We start from the raw sequence: 18418 nt of genomic DNA, 5'->3' as shown, positions 1-18418 counted from the left end.
GCTGCTCAACAGGTTTTACAGCAGATACAATCATGGGCGGGGCGTTGAGTAACGGCCCTAAGCCGACATTGAACACGCCTCCCGCCGTTGCAGCGCAGCACATCAAACCTGCAGTTCGCCGCGCAAGTCGGTCATTGCCGTGGTAGTATGCGGATTTAGGTAAGCAGACCATACTCAGGCCCGCGACCGTGCAAGGTTTGCCCAATCGCACAAGACTTTTGTGGCCTCAGCGTCAAGATGTTGTTCGCAAGGCATGATCCGCTCTGCAACCGCGTGCCCGCATTCATGGGTCAGGCGATCCACATCAACCGGAAAGCGGGCGGCCTCGGGCAGATCGGTGATGGCATCACCGGCCTGCGCCATATCGGCCGCGTAGTAGAGCGCGGTGATGCCGGCGATATTCATCGCGGCCACGCAAAGCGCGCAGGGTTCGCAGCTGGAATACAGTTCACTGCCACGCAGATTCACGGTTTCGAGGCTGCGGCAGGCATCGCGGATCGCTTCGGTTTCCCCATGCGAGGTTGGATCGTGGTTCATCACCGACCGGTTGATCCCTTCGCCGACAATCTGGCCATCCTTGACGATGACCGCACCAAAAGGTTCCGTGCCGGGTGTATCAATCGCCTGTGCCGAAATTTCGATGGCGCGGCGCAGAAAACGTTCTTCATACATGGGATGTCTCCTCTTCAGCTGCGAAACAGGCGACGCGGCGGTTGTGAATTTCGGGGCGACGCTGCGGTCGTTCGTTTTTGCAGCGCTCGAATGCCAGCGGGCAACGCGGATGAAAGCTGCACCCCGATGGGGGTGAGACTGGCGACGGCACCTCGCCTCCCATCGGGCTGCGATCGCGCTTGGGCGCTTCGAGATCGGGGATCGTGTCTAGCAGCAGCCGAGTGTAGGGGTGCAGCGGATTTGCAAAAAGATCAGCTGTCGGCTGGATCTCCACGATGCGGCCTAGATACATCACCGCGATCACATCGGCCATGTGGCGCACGACGCTTAGATCGTGGCTGATGAAGAGATAGGTCAGATCCATCTCTTTTTGTAGCCGTTTCATCAGGTTCAGCACCTGCGCCTGAACCGAGACATCAAGAGCCGAAGTCGGTTCGTCGCAGACCAAGAACTCCGGCTCACCAGCTAGTGCGCGCGCGATCGAGATGCGCTGCCGCTGACCACCGGAAAATTCATGCGGGAATTTGAGGCCATCGGCGGGGTCCAGCCCCACGGTCCGCAAAAGCTCGTCAACGCGTGCTGAAACCTCGGTTGCAGACGTCTCGGGATTTAGCGTGCGCAGCGGTTCGGCGATGATCCGGGCGACGCGCCAGCGTGGGTTGAGGCTGGCAAAGGGATCCTGAAAGATCATCTGCAACCTGTCGCGGTCTCCATGAAACCGAATGCTACCGCCCGAGGGGGCGTGCAATCCAGTGACCAGCTTGGCGATGGTGCTCTTGCCACAGCCAGACTCTCCCACCAGCGCCAGAGTCTGGCCCCGCTGAATGACGAAATCGACGCCATCAACGGCGTACAAGGTCTTGCGGGGCTTGCGCTCGATCAACCGGTTGAGCCAGGGGGCAGAGACGTCGAAGCGCCGTTCAAGCGCATCGACTTCGAGGATGGCATTGGCGCGGGGGGTCATGCGGCTTCTCCTTGATCTACGGTGCCGGTCTGCGCCAACCAGCAGGCAGCTCCGGTCACTTCGCCACTGGAAATGCGCGGCACTTCATTGCGGCAGCGCGGCCCGGCATGGGCGCAGCGCGGGTTAAAGGCACAGCCTTGCGGGATGGCATTGAGCCGCGGCATGGAGCCGGGGATCATCTGCAATTCTTCTACTTGCTTGCGCAGCGAAGGGATCGATCCCATCAATCCGGCGGTATAGGGATGCTGCGGCCGCCGCACCACGTCATCGACATCGCCCACCTCCGCCAGCCGTCCGGCATACATCACCGCAACCCGGTCGGCCGTTTCGGCGATTACGCCCATATCATGGGTGACCAGCATCACCGCCGTACCTCTTTCGCGACAAAGCCGTTTAAGCAGCGCCGTGATCTGCGCTTGTATCGACACATCAAGCGCGGTCGTCGGCTCGTCCGCTACAATCAGTTCGGGCTCGGCGCAAAGCGCCAACGCGATCACGATGCGTTGGCGCATGCCGCCCGAAAACTGGTGTGGGTAGCTGTCGATTCGCTCTTCCACAGCGGGGATGCCGACTTCACGCATCAAACCCTTGGCGCGCTCGCGAGCGCGGGGCTTGTCGAGATCGGTGTGCAAACGGATCGTTTCTACCAACTGATCGCCGACCCGAAACAATGGGTTAAGCGAGGTTAGAGGGTCTTGGAAAATCGCACCAATGCGACGACCGCGCACGGCTTGCATGGCCCGGTCATCAAGGTTGTCGATACGGTTACCCGACAAGTGGATGGTGCCGGCGGCGATCCGTCCCGGAGGCTCAAGTAGCCCGAGTATTGACATGCCGGTCATGGATTTTCCGGCACCGGATTCACCGACCACGCCGAGGATCTCGCCGCGGCGGATTTGCAGCGAAATATCATCGACAGCGGTCAACACGCCTTTGCGGGTGGGAAATTCGACGCGCAAGTTGCGCACGTCAAGAACGACATCGCTCATGGCTCGGCCCTCTCAAAGCTGGGGGTGAAGATTTTGGTCACCGGCGGGTGGCCTGCAGTCCGGTCTGGGTATTTGGCGATCAACCCGTTGAATTGCGCCTGAGCGCGGGCTGCGTCTGTGATCGCGTCAATCCCTGGGATCACGCCATCGGCCATCACCTGTAGCCCGTCGATCCAGACGTCGCGCACATCGCGGCCACAGGCAGAGGTCATCAGCGTTTGCACCGGGTCTGGCGTTTGCAAGGTACGGCTCAGGTCAATCACCGAGATGTCTGCCTTTGCACCGGAGGCGAGCCGGCCAAGGTCGGGCCGGTTCAGCGCCTCTGCGCCGCCAAGGGTGGCGGCGTCGAACATATCTTCGGAACGTATCGCCTCCATCTCCTCGGCCATCCTTGCGGTCATCATGCCGATCTGCATATTCACGATCATATCGGCCGGATAGGTGTCGGTGCCGAGGCCGATGTTGATACCTTTGGCGCGGGCCTTGGGGAAGCTATTGAGCATCCCACCATGGCGCGCGCTAACCAGCGGGCAATGCACCAGCGTGGCGTCGGTCTCTGCAATAAGGTCAAACTCTGCCACGGTGGCTTGTGTGCCATGTGGCAACAGCCAGTTGCGCTGCAGCGCGCCGATCTGGTGCAGCCATTCAATTGGTGCGCAGCCGTGCTGCTCGCTTACCAGCCGCAGTTCGACTGGCGACTGGCTACAATGCTGGCGCACCGGTGCGCCCATCTCTGTCGCAATCTCTGCGGTGCGTTGTAGCAACGTCTGAGTGCAGGTCTCGATCCGGTCGGGGGCGAACATGGCGCGGATGCGCCCCCCAGCCGTACCGTCAATGTGCCGGGCAAAATCGGCGGCCCCTGCCAGGCCCGCAAGCCCGCGTGCTTCGTCAAAGACGGCGCGGATATTTCCAGCATTATCGGTCACCTGCCCGCCAGTACGATAGGCAGGCCCAAGGTAGACGCGTAACCCAAGCGCTTCGGCGGCAGCGGCGGCGGCTTCGAACTCCGCAACCGTTTCGCCCCAAGCGCGGTAGAACAGCGAGGCGATGGGCAGTGCAGTGGTGATGCCGTTTCGGATTAGCTGGGCAAAGGCATGGTGCTTCTGAAACGCCAGCTCTTCGGGGGAGTACATCTCATAAGGGCCGCGTTTGATATAGCTTTCAGGCCAGACCCGGCCCTTTTTCCATGCCGGTCCGTTGTCATAACCGAGGATCGTCGTGTCGAGATCAGACAACGCATCAAGATCAATGAAGCCCGGCGATATCACCGCCTCGCCATAGTCGATCCGCCGCGCGATCGTACCGTCGAACCCTGCGCCAACGTGCAGCACGTCCGAGCCCTCGATCACGACCACGCCGTTTTCATGCACCACGTGGCGCCCGTCTTGGTGGCCAATAACCCAGCGCGCCGAAAGAAGCGTCCTACCCTGCATCATGGCGCCTCGATTACGCAGGTGCCGTCGCGGGCGATAACGTCGCCGCCCTTAAGCACCAGTTTGCGCGGCGCGTGGGTTACGACAGCTTCGGTCAGTGTCTCGCCTTCGACCAACAGGCAATCGGCTCGGCAGCCCACCTTTAGGCCGTAGGCTTCCACTCCCATAATCGCAGCACCACCAAAAGTGCAGATATCCAGCGCCAGTTCGACCTCGTCATCACGGCGCAGGTTGTTGCGCATGCCGATCTGCATCGCCTTTTCCAGCATGTCTGAGTTGCCATAGGGGCCCCATGTATCGCGGATGCCATCACATCCAGCGCCGGTCAGAATGCCGAGTGCCTTCAACTCCTTGACCATTGGCACCGGCGCCGAGGCTGGCGCGGTTGTCAAGATATGGATGCGGTTTTCAGCCAGCTTCTCCTGCAGACCCGCCACGTAGGCGCGCTCCATCGCGCCAAGACAGAAGGCATGGGAAATCGATACCTTCCCTTGCATTCCCAATGCTACAGTGCGGTCGATGATTTCCTCCATCGAGAACCAGCCAAGTGCGTCGCGTTCGTGCAAGTGAATGTCGATGGGTTTGCCATGTTTCTCGGCTAGGCCGAAGACTGTGTCGAGGTGTCCTTTGGGGTCATGCTCCATCCCGCAGGGGTCGATACCACCCACCAAATCCGCGCCCAAAGCCAGTGCTGCATTCATTAACTCGGCAGTGCCGGGGCGGGTCATCATACCGGACTGTGGGAAGGCGACTATCTCAATGTCGACCATGCCAGCCAGCTTCTCACGCGTGGCCATGACACCCTCGATTCCGACCAACCCGTGGTGCGTGTCCACGTCTACATGGCTGCGGATATGGGTGCAGCCATGCGACATGGCAAGAATGGCGTGCCGCTCGCTCTGGATCTGCGGATCAAGGCCAAGTGAGACTTTCACCTCGCGCTCGTTGTTGATCTTGTCGATCAGGCGCGGGCCGACTTCGTTTCGATACCACGGCAGGCCAAGCAGCGACTTGTCGAGATGAGTATGCGCCTCTACCAGACCGGGTATCACGATGCGTCCGCCGCCATCAATTACCTGGGCCTCATCGGGAGCCTCGGCCACGAAGACACCCTTCGCGATATGCAGGTCGGTGTTCGGGCCGCCCATTGGGCGAACATTTTTTAAGGTTTTGTAGGTCATATTTGTTACCGCAGCTTGGGGTTGAGAGCATCGCGGAGCCAGTCACCGATCATGTTGACCGACAACACGATCAGGCAAAGCTGGATCGACGGGAACACCACGATCCACCATAGGCCCGAAAACAGATACTGATTGCCTATGCGAATGAGTGTGCCGAGCGAGGGCTGGTCTGGGGGCATGCCGACACCTAGAAATGACAAGGTTGCCTCAGACAGGATCGCAAGGCCGAAGTTCAGCGTGGCCGCGACCATGATCGGCGTCATGCAATTGGGTAAGATGTGGTGCAACATCACGCGCCAAGATTTCACCCGGATCAGCTTGGCCGCTTGTACATATTCTTTTTTGGCCTCCACCATCGCGGAGGCGCGCACCGTGCGGGCATATTGCACCCATGATGGCACCGCGATGGCAAAAATCAGGATCGGCGCAGCCAGCACGTCCTTGAGCCCCGACGGTAAAGAAGCTGTAGCAATGGCGGTGATCAGGATAGCGATCAGGATGAAGGGCATCGATAACAGCACGTCACCTACTCGCATGATCACGTTGTCGATCCAGCCGCCGAAATAGCCAGCGATCAGTCCCAGTGCGAGCCCTACTGCCAGCGCCAGCAAGACCGATGCAAAGCCGATTATCAGTGAAATGCGAGAGCCGTAAAGCACAGCCGAAAGGATGTCGCGCCCCTGCGTGTCGGTGCCCAGCAGATAGGGCCATTGGCCGTCCGCCTCCCAGATCGGTGGGATCTCGGAGTTCCAAAGTTCCAGAGCTGCTAGATCGTAGGGGTTCTGGGGGGTGATCCAAGGGGCAAGAAAGGCAGTCAGTGCCACCAAAGCCAAGAGCGAAGCGGCAAAGATCGCGGAAGGATGCGCGCAAAAGGAAAACCACAGGTCACTTTCGCGCAAGCGGGTCAGCCGTGAAGGGCGTTGCAGTGCGGGGGACGGGTTTTGGGGGAGTAATTTGTCCATGGGGGTCTCCGGTTCAGCCATTGTCACGGGCGCTGTCGTCGCGCAAACGCGGATCGACCCAGGCGTAAGTGATATCGACCAGCGTATTCAGGGCGACGAAAATCAAGGAAACGATCAGCAGGTAAGCGGCCATCACCGGCAGGTCGACAAAGGTCACCGCTTGGATGAAGAGCATCCCCATGCCGGGCCACTGAAACACTGTCTCGGTGACCAGCGCAAAGGCAATCAGGTTGCCGATTTGCATGCCGGTCAGGGTAATTACAGGCATCAGGCAATTGCGTAGCGCGTGGCGCCATTGCACGCGTCTGGTCGGCACGCCGCGGGCGCGGGCGAACTTGATGTAATCCGCGCGTAGGGTCTCGAGCATCTCGGCACGCACCAGTCGCATTACCAATGTCACCTGAAAGGTCGAGAGCGATATCGCCGGCAGCACCAGCGCGGCGCGGCCTGAAGGCGTCAGTAGGCCGGTCGACCACCAGCCGATATCCACCGTCTCGCCTCGGCCAAAAGCGGGCAGCCAGCCAAGCGAAACGGAAAAGGCCAATATCAACAAGATGCCCACGACGAAACTTGGCAAGGACACGCCGACGATAGACCCAAGTTGCAACATGTTGGCCAATCGGCTGTCACGATAAACTGCGGTAACAACCCCAGCCGGAATGCCTACCACTAGCGAGATCACCGTGGCCACCAAAACCAGCTCGAATGTTGCTGGAAAACGCTCTTTAATCAGCACCATAACGTCCTGCTGATTGCGATAGGATATGCCAAAATCCCCCTGCACCGCATTGGTCACAAAACGAGTGTACTGGGTCACGAAACTATCGTTCAGGCCGAGCCGTTCACGCAATTCAATACGGTCCTGCTGCGTTGCCTGTTCGTTCACCATCATTTCAACAGGATCACCAAAGAAACGAAAGATCACGAAGGCCAGCAGCGCAACCGCCAGCATGACGAAGGCCGCATTGGCTGTGCGTTTAATAAGAAAGGCTATCATTCCGTTTTCCATTTTGATGTTGCGGTGATCAAATGTGCCGGGCCAACCAAAGCGTCGCCAGCCCGGCGCGGAGCGTTAGGAGCCAGTGTCCATCCGCGCAAACCAAAGCCGCGGTTTGGCATCCGGGAACAACGGCATTTCGGCCACTTCATCGGTCACGGCCCAGGCCATTGGCTGCTGATGCAGCGGAATCATGATCATCTCGTCCTTGACCATCTGCAGCGCCTCGGTCTGCAGCGCCAGACGCGCGTCAAGATCGAGTTCCTGCCCGGCAGCGTCAATCAGAGTGTCCAGCTCGGGGTAGGACCAACCGCCCCAGTTGAAGACGCCAGCATTACCGTCCTTGGAGTGGAAGATCTGTAACAGCGGCGAATAACTGTCGAGCAGTGGCAGCGTCGCCCAGCCCAGCGTATAGATGTCGGTCTTGCCATTGGTCCGCTTGGGCGATTGCACCGCACGTGGCGCCACGTCCAGCTTGGGGGACAGACCGATGCGCGACCACATCGAAGCGATGGCCTGGCAAAACTGCTCTTCGTTGACCAACCCGTCGCTGAGACAATTGAATTCGAATTCCAGCCCTTCGGGCACGCCGGCCTCGGCCAGTAGTGCCTTTGCTGCGTCGGGATCGTAGTCTGGCACCGTATCCAATGCTTCGGTGTAGCCCGGGATCGGGGGGGCAATGGTCGCACCAGCAGTACGCGACTTGCCGCGCATCACTTTTTGATGGATGAGATCAAGGTCAATCGCCTTGTAAAGCGCCTCGCGCACGGATTTTTTCTTGAAGGGGTTGGCCTCTCCGGTGGTCAGCGTATCGCGGAAGGGAAAGCCGATCATTACAGTGCGCAGGTCGACGCCTTCCAGCACCTCGACATTCGGTGCGGCGGCCAGTCGCGGCAAATCCTGCACCGGCGCGTCATTGGTAAAGCTGATTTCACCCGACAACAGCGCCGCGACGCGGGTCGCGGCCGAGTTTACGGGCGTTAGTTCGATCTTGTCGAGGTTATGCTGCGGCTCGTCCCACCAATCGGGATTGGTGACAAAGACAGTTTTGGCATCAGGCTGGCGGCTTTCGACAATGAACGGGCCGGTCCCATTTGCGTGGTAAGTGGCGTATCCTTCGACGCCAGCGCCAACATCGGTGGGCATCAAAGCGTCATGTTCAGTCATCCATTCTCTGTCGAAGATATGGATGTTGGTCAGATCATTCAGCAACAGCGGGTAGGTGCCGTTCAAGGTGATGTCGACTGTCAGGTCATCAACCACCTTAGAGCTAACATAAGCCGGCAGGTTTCCTTTAAGCGGCGACGTGTCTTGGCTTACCCGCGTGAGTGAGGCAACGACATCTTCAGCTGTGAAAGGATTGCCATTGTGAAAGGTCACGCCTTCGCGCAGTTTGAAGCGCCAGGTGGTCTGATCGTCGAGGATTTCCCAGCTTTCCGCCAGTGCTGGCTCAATCTTGAGGTCCTTGTTGTAGCGCACGAGACCTTCGTAAACGTGGTTAAGCACGTTGATCGTAAAACTGTCACCAAAGGAATAGGGGTCGAGTGAACCGATGTCGCGGTTGGCCCCCCATTTCAGCACATTTTCGGCCTGCGCAGCGCCTGACAAAGCGGCAACTGCCGCCGTAGCGAGCATGAGATGTCGAATCTTCATGTTTTTATCCCTTTTTACGTAGATTGTCTTATGGAGAGGCTAAAATTGGATACGATATATTTTGGGTGACACGCCAAGCACGTAAAATCAAGAGCATTGTATCCAATTGACTAACAAATTTGTATCCGATACACATTGTGCGAAATTAACAGGCAGAGCAGACCATGACTGAGAACAAAACGACGCTAACTGACGCCGTGCATGACCTGCTGCGCAAGGCGATTATCGAGCAGGCATTGAAGCCGGGGATGCGCTTACCCGAAGATACAGTGGGTGAGCAATTTGGTGTCTCGCGCACCATTGTTCGCCATGCGCTGGTGCGGCTTGAGCACGAGGGGCTGGTGGTTACGCGTCGCAATCGCGGCGCCTTTGTGGCGGAACCCACCAGAGATGAGGCGCAACATGTCTTTGAGGTGCGGCGTTGCTTGGAAAACGACGTGATTCGTCTTCTTTGCCAACGCATGCCCGTCAGCGGCTATGATCGACTGGAAGCACATGTGCGCCAAGAACAAGCGGTGAAAGGTAAAGATGGCCCAGTATCGATTCGCTTGGCCGGTGAGTTCCACATGTTGTTGGCCGATCTGACGGGTAACCCGGTGCTGTCCCGCTATGTCTCGGAGGTCGTGCTGCGGTGTTCGCTGATCATGTCACTCTATGCGCGCGCCCATTCCTCGGATTGCGCCGTTGATGAACATTCCCAGATCATCGATGCGATCCGCACTGGAGAGGCCCAACGCGCCATCGAGATCATGGAGCATCACTTGGGCGCCGTCGCCGATCGAGCCGAGCTTTCTGCCCAGCCAGATAGTATCCAATCAATTCTCTCACATTACGGCAAGGAACTGGCCCAATGACTCTTCACAACGGCTACCATGCTTTTGACTTCGCTGATCTCTCTGCCCGTGAGGCCTATAAGGTAATGATCGGCACCATCGTGCCTCGCCCGATTGCCTGGGTCACCACGATCTCGCCCGATGGGGTGGTCAATGCGGCACCCTACTCCTTTTTCAATTGCCTGTCTGCCGATCCGCCGATTCTTGCTTTGGGTGTCGAAAATAAGCCAGACCGGAGCTTTAAAGACACGGCTTATAATATCCGGATGACCGAATGCTTCACGGTCAATATCGTCGATCGTGCCAATGTAGAAGCAATGTCGGCGACGGCAGCGGGGTTTGCGCCCGAAGTAAACGAGTTGGAAATGGCAGGCCTAACAGCAATTGCCGGTGACCGAGTTGCATGCCCGCGTATTGCGGAGGCTCCTGTAGCTTTTGAATGCGAACGCTACCTTGGCATCGCTGTCAGTTCCGCTCGCGAAATCATCCTCGGGCGCATCGTTCGCGCACATATCCGTCAGGACATCATTGATCCGGTCACCTTCTACTCCGATCACAAGCAACTCGACGCTTTGGGGCGGATGGGGGGAAACGGCTATTCTGGGACATTTGACTACTTTGATCTACCAACGCCTTCGGCTGAGGAAGTTGCACAGCGCAAGCGTGGATAAAGTACGCTTCTAAAATAGCCGAAGCAAACAGCAGGTGTCACCCATTTCATCAAAGTGTGTTCGCTGAAATACCTTTTGTAGTGGTAAAGCTATGCATCTAAAGCGCAGTAAAGCAAACAAGTTCCCCCTTAATAGATTCTAAAAACTTTCAAAAGAGCTGTAATGACACGAGGTGCCACGACATCTCAAACCTTGCCCAAAGTGCGGAATGGATCGGGGCTGACCATGGCAAATTCCGCTAAGGGTCATCCTTACCGCAGCACGCCTCTCAGGCGGGAGACTTTGCAAAGATTGCTATCTGCGTATTGCTGCCCTTGGTGCATGGCGCGGCAAGAGCTACCGCGCAGGCAGTGGTGTGAATGTCGGCTTTTCACATTACGAACCAATGATCGCGCACCCGCAGAGAATGTCTGCAAACCGCCCGCACTTCGGAATGCCTCAGACGCTGCGGCGGCACAGGTCATGTCCGCTTCGGGGCCGGGACCAGTTATGCGGTTGGTCGCGCCGAAGCCTGCAAGGTTAAGCTTTGCGTGCCGCATCGCGGCAAGTCCGCTTTGAGTCCATTTCGACCGATGCTGCGCGTTGGACGAACGCCCGCAATCTAAGTCTTGGTACTTTAGCGGCGCGTGTTCTGCGAGCTTAGGCTTCCCTCTAAACCACAGACAACAGGCAAATTGTCGTTTTTTGAACAGAGGATCGCCGCACAGCATCAAATGGCAACAAGCCCGTTCTCGTCCGTCGCTGCGCGAGTAGCCCCCTCTTCCAACTTCCCTCTGGCGCTCAACGGCAGGCGCACAGTCACCTTTCCTTCGCGCCGCTACTGTGAAGGGAACATGAAAGGCTCAGGCGTATCGTCAACTACCACATTAAGAATCACCAGCCGCAGCACGCCGGAAACGGTCAAACCCGCCACCCTCGCGACACCTTCTAGCTTGGCACGGTCTTCAGGAGAAACACGGGTTTGAACAAGGGAAGTTTTCTGCGGTATTTCAACCAATATGTGTCACATTCTCAGCAGTTAATCTATGATCTGCCCCATTTTCTAATGTCGTTTCATAGGCTGATAATGTTCGCCGTTATTCGGCAGAACAAAAAAAATGGGAAAGTTAAACTCGGACTTGTAGTCACTCATACTCATACTCATACTCATCCTCCGCCTTTAACACCTGATAGTCGTAAACACCCGAAGCAACATTGCGCACATCACGCCGCACCCCCTTAAGCACGTCAGAAAGCGCCCGCAATTCCGCCGCGTTCAGATCAAACTCGGAACTGGTCAACACGGCCTTGTTCATGGCTCGCGCTATCTGGTTCGCGTTCACAGCTACACCACTAATTTTTCGGAAAACTCGCATGAACTTGCGGCGCTCAGATGGTAACGGCTGCATGGAGCGTCGATAACGAGCCTTCAACATCGTAGCCACCCACGTTGAAACAGGAACCCCCTGAGCCTTCGCTTCTTCTTCCAACTTCCCTCTGACGCCCAACGGCAGGCGCACAGTCACCTTTCCTTCGCGCCGCGACTGAGAGGGAAACTTGAAGGGCTCGGGCGTATCGTCACCCACCACATTATCAATCATCAGTCGCAGCAAACCGGAAACGGTTAAGCCCGCCTCCCCCGCGACAGCTTCTAGCTTGGCACGGACTTCGGGAGAAACACGGGTTTGAACGAGGGAAGTTTTTTGCGTCATAAGAGTATTTGTAATACATTGTCGGCGGCTTGCCTATCCTGCATTAGTCCTTACCGCGAGCGCATGTGTGGCGGGCCGCCACGTTCGTTCAAAATCTGCGTTGCGGAGACTGCCTGTGATCTGCCCCGCGCTTTTCCTGATGCTCTCGTGGGGGAATTTTGAAAAATGGAGCCAAGGCTTCCAGCCCCTACCGGAGCTTTAAAAACTGAGCTTCCAAAGCAACTGGGGCGCCCGCTGCATATGGCAGAAGGCTCTCAACAGACTTTGGAGTCATCCCTTTAATGTTGTCGGCGGTTAGCCTATCCTGCATTAGTCCTAGTTGAGAGTACAAATGTGGCGGGCCGCCACGTTTGTCTAAAAATCAGCGTTTCAGGAAGTCTCTCGGCCTACACCTTCCCGATCCGCTATCTTGCAAAACGCAGGATCGGGATAGCGATAACAAATTTCCGATACAGAAGGGGTTATTCACTCCACCTCTTCTCTTCCAAGCAAATCATCAATCAATAGTCGGACAACAAACGAAGCTGAAAGCCCTTCCCCCGCTCAAAAGGCCGCAAAGCGGTCAGCTTGATGCGGCGGGAAATAGGCTTTCACAAGCAGCTTCTTTTCCTTCGACATAATCAATATGGTCCCATTTGTCGGCGGCTAGCCTATCCTGCATTAGTCCTTGCTAAGAGCACAAGTGTGGCGGCCCGCCACATTCTCAAAAATCAGTGTTCCTCCGGCCTGCTCGGCAGCTTTTGCCGTGCCCTGCATCAAGGGCAGCAATGCGCAGGTAGTTGTCGTACCGCGTGGGGCGTCATGACCAGCGCCTCCGTCAATTCTGACCCCATTCCGAAAATTTCACCTATGCATGGGTCATGACCGGTCCCAGCCTCCAGATATTCTTCGTGCTCGGAGCCCTTTGTTGATGCCTTCTGAAACACCACAGTGGCACATTACGATGCCGGTTGGTCGGGGGCATCCACGCCATCAACAAAGGAGATTGACTATGGGACTGAAACGGACAGACGAATTCCGCAAGGGTGCGGTGCGTATCGCGCTGACCAGCGGGCTTAAACGAGCACTTGGGGCGGCACTAAAGCGCGACAGGTCCACTCTGCCGCAGCAACAGCTTCTAGCTGGGCGTGGCGCTCAGAGGGCAAATATGTCATGGCGGCTTTCTTGTTTGTCGGCATAACAATCAAAAAGTAATTTACTTGTCGGCGGCTAGCCTATCCTGCATTAGCCCTTACCGCGAGCACATGTGTGGCGGGCCGCCACGTTCGTTCAAAATCTGCGTTGCGGAAACTGCCTGTGACCTGCCCCGCGCTTTTCCTGATGCTCTCTTGGGGAAATTTTGAAAAATGGCGCCAAGGCTTCGATAGTAAGACATATTCTTGTCCAGAAATACCTCCCAGAGATGATTGTTAGACCAAATCCAATCTTGGGTTACCCGAATACCCTAGAAAGGATAAACGAAATCTACGCAAGATATGGAATGGAGTACATTCCACCCTCTGGATTTGACTTTTCTGTTCTATGTTCTTCCGAGAAATAGAGTGATTTCGGAGCTTGTACCATGTCTGCTCTGGGCTGGGACCGGTCATCCGGTTGGTCGCGCTGAAGCCCGCAAGGTCAAGATTTGCGTGCCGCAGCGCCGCAAGTCCGCTTCGAGCCCATTCTACCAATCGCGATGTCAGAAACGACCTTGACTTAGAGTGTGCTCAAACCCCTATCCTTAGATGCGTCTGGATGAGAATCAGAGTGCCATGAAGATCAGCGAACTCGCAAAACGGACGGGGCTATCGGCTCATACGATCCGCTACTACGAGCGGATCGGGCTTTTGCCCTTTGCTGATCGTGATACTGGCGGACAGCGCGATTATGACGAAACCGTCCTCGTTTGGATTGGCTTCCTCAAACGCCTGAAAACCACCGGAATGCCGATACGCAAAATGCTGCAATATGCTGAGCTTCGCGCGCAGGGAGATCAAACTGGTCCTGAGCGGCGTGCGTTGTTAGAACAGCATCGCGAGCGGGTGCGTGCGCATTTGGCTGAATTGGAAGACTCCCTTCTCGTCCTCGACACCAAAATCGACAGCTATGTCGAAGCCGAGAAAAGGACGCAAAACCATGACAATTCAAATCAAATCCGAAGAAACTAGATTGGAGCGCGGGCAACGTGCTCTTGAAACCATCGACGGTCAAGCCGGACAGAACGTGATCGACGCGTTGGCCGATATCGCACCGGATTTCGCCACCTACCTGTTCGAATTCCCTTTCGGTGATATCTATTCCCGGCCAGGGCTTTCGCTGCGCGACCGGGAGGTTGCAACCATCTCCGCGCTGGCCGCTATGGGAACTGCCCAGCCACAGCTCAAAGTGCATATCGAAGCGGGCCTGAATGTGGGGATTTCGCAGGAAGAGATCACCGAAATCCTGATGCAGATGGCGGTTTATGCTGGCTTTCCGGCCGCGTTGAACGGGCTGTTCGCGGCGAAAGAGGTGTTTGCCGCGCGTGCGCAGGCGGAGGGCCGGACATGAAACCGAACCGCCGCACCGTTCTTGCACAAGCGATGGTGCTGCCCTGCGCCTTGTCCGGCAGGGTCAGCGCCGCGCCCCCACAACCTCTGTTCGACGAGGTGAACTCCGCCGTCGGCATGGGCTTCGACGTGCGAGGAAACCTGTTCGTGGCCGAGTGGGGAGCGGGACGCATCAGCCGTTTTGCGCCAGATGGTGCGCGCACAACCTTTGCAGAGGGCCTTTCGGGCCCGTCCGGCCTCGCCATCGCGCCTGACGGGACGATCTTTGTCGCCTCCTATTCGAGTGATCTGATCTGGCGGTTCACGCCTGATGGCCGTCGCAGAACCTATGTAAGCGGGCTGGCAACGCCTGCAGGTCTGAGTTTTGACCGTGCGGGGCGGCTAATGGTGGCGAACCGACGAACCAATGAGATTCTGGCGGTCGAGAACGGCGCGTTTACGTCTGTCATCAAGGGCTTGAACACGCCCGTAGGTGCTGTTCAAACACCTGATGGCGGCTTTGTTGTTTCAAATATCGGCGGTGGAGTCACGATCCAGCGCCCGGATGGAACCAGGGTCGAAGCAGGTGGGGCGTTCAATACTCCGGGACCGGGAATCACGATAACACAGACCGGTCGCGTTTTTGTTGTCGACTATGGCGGAACGACTGTGCGTGAAATCCTGATGGATGGTGGTTCAAGGGCTGTTGCGGACGGATTTTCAAGCCCTGTCGGCCTTGTCGTCACGCCGGATCAGAGCGCCCTGCTGACAGCGACCTGGGGTGAGAGAGCCGTATTTCGTATTCCGCTTCCCTCATGATGGACTGATCAATTCCGAGAAGCGCTCTTCAAATTTCGAATGGCTGCTCAGTCCCGCTCAGCAGACCTTGCGACCCCGCCAGGGTTCGAAAGCGCGGCGAACGGCAGCTTTGCGGGACTTTGCCGTCATTGAAACGTCCCAGACAAATGGCCGGTTCCGTCAGATCGCGACAGCTTCCCGATATTAAACGCTATTCATCTACCGACGTGTGGGACTCGGGGCTTGGAGCCACATCAACCGCCCAACATTGACAACATTGTGGTCAACTGACAGCGTTCTCGGATCAATAATGGAAAGGTCTGCACGTGAGTTTCGAGATTTGGATGACGTTTGTTTTGGCAAGCTCGGCATTGATGCTCGTGCCGGGGCCTGCGATGTTGTTTATGATCGGGATCGCTTTGACCGATGGTTTGAACAAAGCTTTCACCGCCCTTCCTGGTCTTGCACTTGGGTTGGTGGTCTCGATCACAATTTCACTGTTGGGAGCTGGTGCTGTCTTGCTTGCCTCAGCACAACTATTCACTGTGCTAAAGTTGGCTGGCGCGGGATATTTGATCTTTCTTGGAGTGCGTTTGTGGATGTCCAAGCCCGGTGATCCATCAGCTACAAATGATGATGCAAAACCTCAGAAGAGCCTCTTTTGGCCCGCCTTTTTTGTTGCGGTCCTAAACCCGAAGGCGTTGATTTTCTATATCGCCTTCCTGCCACAGTTTGTAGATGGAACGGCGGCTACATTACCTCAGTTTACTATCTTGGGTGCTACATTCTGTGTCGTTGCTTTGATAGCGGCGATTGTGAGTGCCTTTGCCGGTAGTGGCTTACGCCGCGGTGCAAAGAGCAACAAAACGCTTGTTATCATGAACCGATGCGGAGCAGGTGCAATGGTCGCGTCGGGTGTGCTAACGGCTTCCTCTGCACGCAATTAATTCTGCACGCAATTAATACGGCATATTGGATGTGTCTTTTTGGTCGGCTCTGCGCGACTAGGGGTCATCTATGCCGAGTGCAGCATCGGTCTTATTGGGCTCAAACTGGACTTGCGGCGCTGCGGCCCCCGTTTCAGTAGCAAACGCCCCTTGGAGGTTGTTCTGATGACCACTATCAGCCCTTCCAAGACATTCGTGCCAGGACAGACAACAAGGCGAAGGCCCGGAATGGACCGTCTATGACGACGGCCCATTGGTTTAGATTTCGATAACCGACTAATTGCGCAGCTATATCAAGCTGATCAAAACACAGGCTCCGAACGCTTACCACCGGGCCCACAAAGGCCTAAACAACGCAATAGAAGTTTCGCATCGGCCAACCCGCAAACGAGAGAAAATAATGGGTCGGTTCAAGTCTCACCGACAGGCACAGAGGTTTCTATCCGCGCACGACCAGATCAACCTCATTTTCCGCCCTCGGCGCTATCAATTCACAGCATCCTCATACCGCCACGCCCGCAACGATGCGTTCAGCCTCTGGGCCGATTACACCGCTGAGATGACCGCGCAATCCACGCCTTTCACAGGGAAGCACAGTCTGCTGTCAACAACTTGGCAATACCCTTGGTCACCATCACGGATATCTCTTCAATAAGATTGCTTCGCGGGGATGACGCCCCGAACGCCTCCACGAGGATTGGGGACGTCGCCGTCTCGGCGAGGGATTAAATGTAGATGACAGTGAAAGATCGTCTGTCCGGCTGACGCCCCGGCGTTCACACCAACGTTGAACCCAGAAACGTTCGGTTCTTCGTCTTGAATACTCGAACGCAGCTCATCCAGCATCCGGCGGATTGCATTCAGTTCGGGTTGGAACAGATCGAAATAGTCGGACACGTGCCGCTTCGGGATGACGAGAGTGTGCAGCGGCGTCACCGGGAACCCATCCCTGATCGCGTAGCAAAGTTCGTTCTCAGCGATCACGCGATCCGCAGGAACCTCGCAGAAGATGCAGCCTGCTTCGCGATGACCGTAACTATCCGCTACTCCGCGAAAGTCCGCGTCGTCCTGGTCGCGCTTGTTGGTGTTGCACGTAATGCAGAGTGCCTGAAAGTTGCTCAAGTCATCCTGACCGCCCCTGTTACGCGGGATGATGTGATCCACGTGAAGAGCAACGTCCTCAGCAGACGCGCCGCAGAGTTCACAGCGATACTTAGCGCGTTTGAAAACCGCGTAACGAACCGATCCAGGAACGTAACCTTTGGCGTTGAAGCGGTGCTGCCAGATGTTGCCGCCCCGTCGCTCGATGTAATCGGCGATCTTTTCTTCGCACTCAGCAATTAGGCGGTCTCTTACTTCGGCATCCACATCGCCGAAGCCTGTCAAGCGATACCCAACGATGCGGTTTCCATCTTTGACCGGTGCAGCAACACCGTTGTTAGTGAGAACCTTGCCGACCATGTTCTTGGTTCGGATCTCATAATACTCGACCTGTGACCGATCGTGCGACAGCAGCGCCTTAGCGATCTGTTCGACGGTCGCCTCGCCGTCGGACTTCAGCAGTTCACGCAGCATCACCGGTTGATACACATGCGACATCCGCATGCGTTCGGTGATGTATCGGTGCAAATCATCAGGTCTCATGTTGCTTCCGCCGAAAACGGCAATCTGTTGATCTATAGTCGAGATTCGTCGGCAGGTTGGCACCTTCGCAGTTTGGTTTCCAGTGTTCGTTCGTTTCAGAGATGAAAAGTTGTTCGACATGGTTGCCATTTCGCGCGTCCGACGCTCGGTCCTGATCGCGAACATCACTCACATCAGAAGACCACATGAACGTTCGGATGAAGATCCAGGCGCCGGTCATCCGGCAGCGTTGCGCCTTGCACAGATCGTCTAACGGGGCGGGCTCGACTGGAGCCAAGCCAAACCCCAACTTCCGCGCGGCAACTGGCGCGCAGAAGTCGATGAAAACCGGCCTGGGCTGACTGCTCAAGGCCTTTGCGCGTCTGGGACACCGTTGTTTAGGGGCACCTCAACGCAAACTACATCAACTAGGCAGCGGACTCATAAAATTCGATCCACAGCCTGACGGATGCCAGTTTAATCATCGACATGAAATTTCG

The 18418-nt window shown here is 56.7% G+C and carries 16 protein-coding genes and 1 pseudogene; 7 read left to right on the top strand and 10 right to left on the bottom strand.

The features are described from left to right. Positions 1-174: 174 nt before the first annotated feature. The 8 genes from KO492_RS05315 to KO492_RS05280 all read right to left on the bottom strand — a co-directional run bounded on the left by KO492_RS05315 (position 175) and on the right by KO492_RS05280 (position 8851). Complete coding sequence (locus KO492_RS05315; protein WP_216043993.1) at positions 175-672, bottom strand: nucleoside deaminase; 498 nt, start codon at positions 670-672, stop codon at positions 175-177. Further along, entirely contained in the window at positions 665-1636 is a 972-nt protein-coding gene (locus KO492_RS05310) for an ABC transporter ATP-binding protein (protein WP_216043992.1), read from the bottom strand. The genes KO492_RS05315 and KO492_RS05310 overlap by 8 nt, the downstream gene beginning before the upstream one ends. Beyond that, positions 1633-2625, bottom strand: coding sequence for an ABC transporter ATP-binding protein (locus KO492_RS05305; RefSeq protein ID WP_216043991.1), 993 nt, complete (start codon positions 2623-2625; stop codon positions 1633-1635). The genes KO492_RS05310 and KO492_RS05305 overlap by 4 nt, the downstream gene beginning before the upstream one ends. Continuing rightward, positions 2622-4061, bottom strand: coding sequence for a chlorohydrolase family protein (locus tag KO492_RS05300; protein ID WP_216043990.1), 1440 nt, complete (start codon positions 4059-4061; stop codon positions 2622-2624). Before KO492_RS05300 ends, KO492_RS05305 begins: the two co-directional genes overlap by 4 nt. Beyond that, positions 4058-5239, bottom strand: coding sequence for an amidohydrolase family protein (locus KO492_RS05295; protein WP_216043989.1), 1182 nt, complete (start codon positions 5237-5239; stop codon positions 4058-4060). The genes KO492_RS05300 and KO492_RS05295 overlap by 4 nt, the downstream gene beginning before the upstream one ends. A gap of 5 nt (positions 5240-5244) precedes the next feature. After that, on the bottom strand, positions 5245-6201 hold the full coding sequence (locus KO492_RS05290) for an ABC transporter permease (protein WP_216043988.1): 957 nt from the start codon (positions 6199-6201) through the stop codon (positions 5245-5247). Between the two features lie 13 nt (positions 6202-6214). Next, a complete protein-coding gene (locus tag KO492_RS05285) occupies positions 6215-7198 on the bottom strand; it encodes an ABC transporter permease (protein ID WP_216043987.1) in 984 nt (327 codons plus the stop codon). A 75-nt stretch (positions 7199-7273) separates the two neighbouring features. Continuing rightward, the gene (locus KO492_RS05280) at positions 7274-8851 is read right to left on the bottom strand and encodes an ABC transporter substrate-binding protein (protein WP_216043986.1); all 1578 of its coding nucleotides are present in this window, start codon (positions 8849-8851) and stop codon (positions 7274-7276) included. Between the two features lie 164 nt (positions 8852-9015). Here KO492_RS05280 and KO492_RS05275 point away from each other — a divergent pair, with 164 nt between their 5' ends. Further along, positions 9016-9705 (top strand): GntR family transcriptional regulator, encoded by a 690-nt coding sequence (locus tag KO492_RS05275; RefSeq protein ID WP_216043985.1) that lies wholly within the window; start codon positions 9016-9018, stop codon positions 9703-9705. Continuing rightward, the gene (locus KO492_RS05270; protein WP_216043984.1) at positions 9702-10355 is read left to right on the top strand and encodes a flavin reductase family protein; all 654 of its coding nucleotides are present in this window, start codon (positions 9702-9704) and stop codon (positions 10353-10355) included. Before KO492_RS05275 ends, KO492_RS05270 begins: the two co-directional genes overlap by 4 nt. Positions 10356-11479: 1124 nt before the next feature. Here KO492_RS05270 and mobC read toward each other — a convergent pair. Next, positions 11480-12046 carry a plasmid mobilization relaxosome protein MobC gene (mobC, locus tag KO492_RS05265; protein ID WP_216043983.1) on the bottom strand — a complete coding sequence of 189 codons (567 nt, stop codon included), beginning with the start codon at positions 12044-12046 and terminating at the stop codon, positions 11480-11482. A gap of 1751 nt (positions 12047-13797) precedes the next feature. Here mobC and KO492_RS05260 point away from each other — a divergent pair. The 5 genes and pseudogenes from KO492_RS05260 to KO492_RS05240 all read left to right on the top strand — a co-directional run. Next, complete coding sequence (locus KO492_RS05260; protein ID WP_216043982.1) at positions 13798-14193, top strand: MerR family transcriptional regulator; 396 nt, start codon at positions 13798-13800, stop codon at positions 14191-14193. Further along, positions 14162-14572: a carboxymuconolactone decarboxylase family protein gene (locus tag KO492_RS05255; RefSeq protein WP_252735301.1), complete on the top strand. Its 411-nt coding sequence runs from the start codon at positions 14162-14164 to the stop codon at positions 14570-14572. Before KO492_RS05260 ends, KO492_RS05255 begins: the two co-directional genes overlap by 32 nt. Continuing rightward, positions 14569-15369, top strand: a complete 801-nt coding sequence (locus KO492_RS05250) for a hypothetical protein (protein ID WP_216043981.1) — start codon at positions 14569-14571, stop codon at positions 15367-15369. Before KO492_RS05255 ends, KO492_RS05250 begins: the two co-directional genes overlap by 4 nt. Before the next feature lie 305 nt (positions 15370-15674). After that, the gene (locus KO492_RS05245; protein WP_143076332.1) at positions 15675-16295 is read left to right on the top strand and encodes a LysE family translocator; all 621 of its coding nucleotides are present in this window, start codon (positions 15675-15677) and stop codon (positions 16293-16295) included. Between the two features lie 280 nt (positions 16296-16575). After that, positions 16576-16950: pseudogene (locus tag KO492_RS05240) on the top strand (DDE-type integrase/transposase/recombinase); the annotation flags it as partial. Here KO492_RS05240 and KO492_RS05235 read toward each other — a convergent pair. Beyond that, complete coding sequence (locus KO492_RS05235; RefSeq protein WP_216043980.1) at positions 16944-17939, bottom strand: HIT family protein; 996 nt, start codon at positions 17937-17939, stop codon at positions 16944-16946. The pseudogene KO492_RS05240 and the gene KO492_RS05235 overlap by 7 nt on opposite strands. Between the last annotated feature and the right edge of the window lie 479 nt (positions 17940-18418).

This window comes from Celeribacter halophilus, from assembly GCF_018860305.1.
In the GTDB taxonomy this organism is placed as follows: domain Bacteria; phylum Pseudomonadota; class Alphaproteobacteria; order Rhodobacterales; family Rhodobacteraceae; genus Celeribacter; species Celeribacter halophilus_A.
This window is presented reverse-complemented; position numbering and strand designations above follow the sequence as displayed.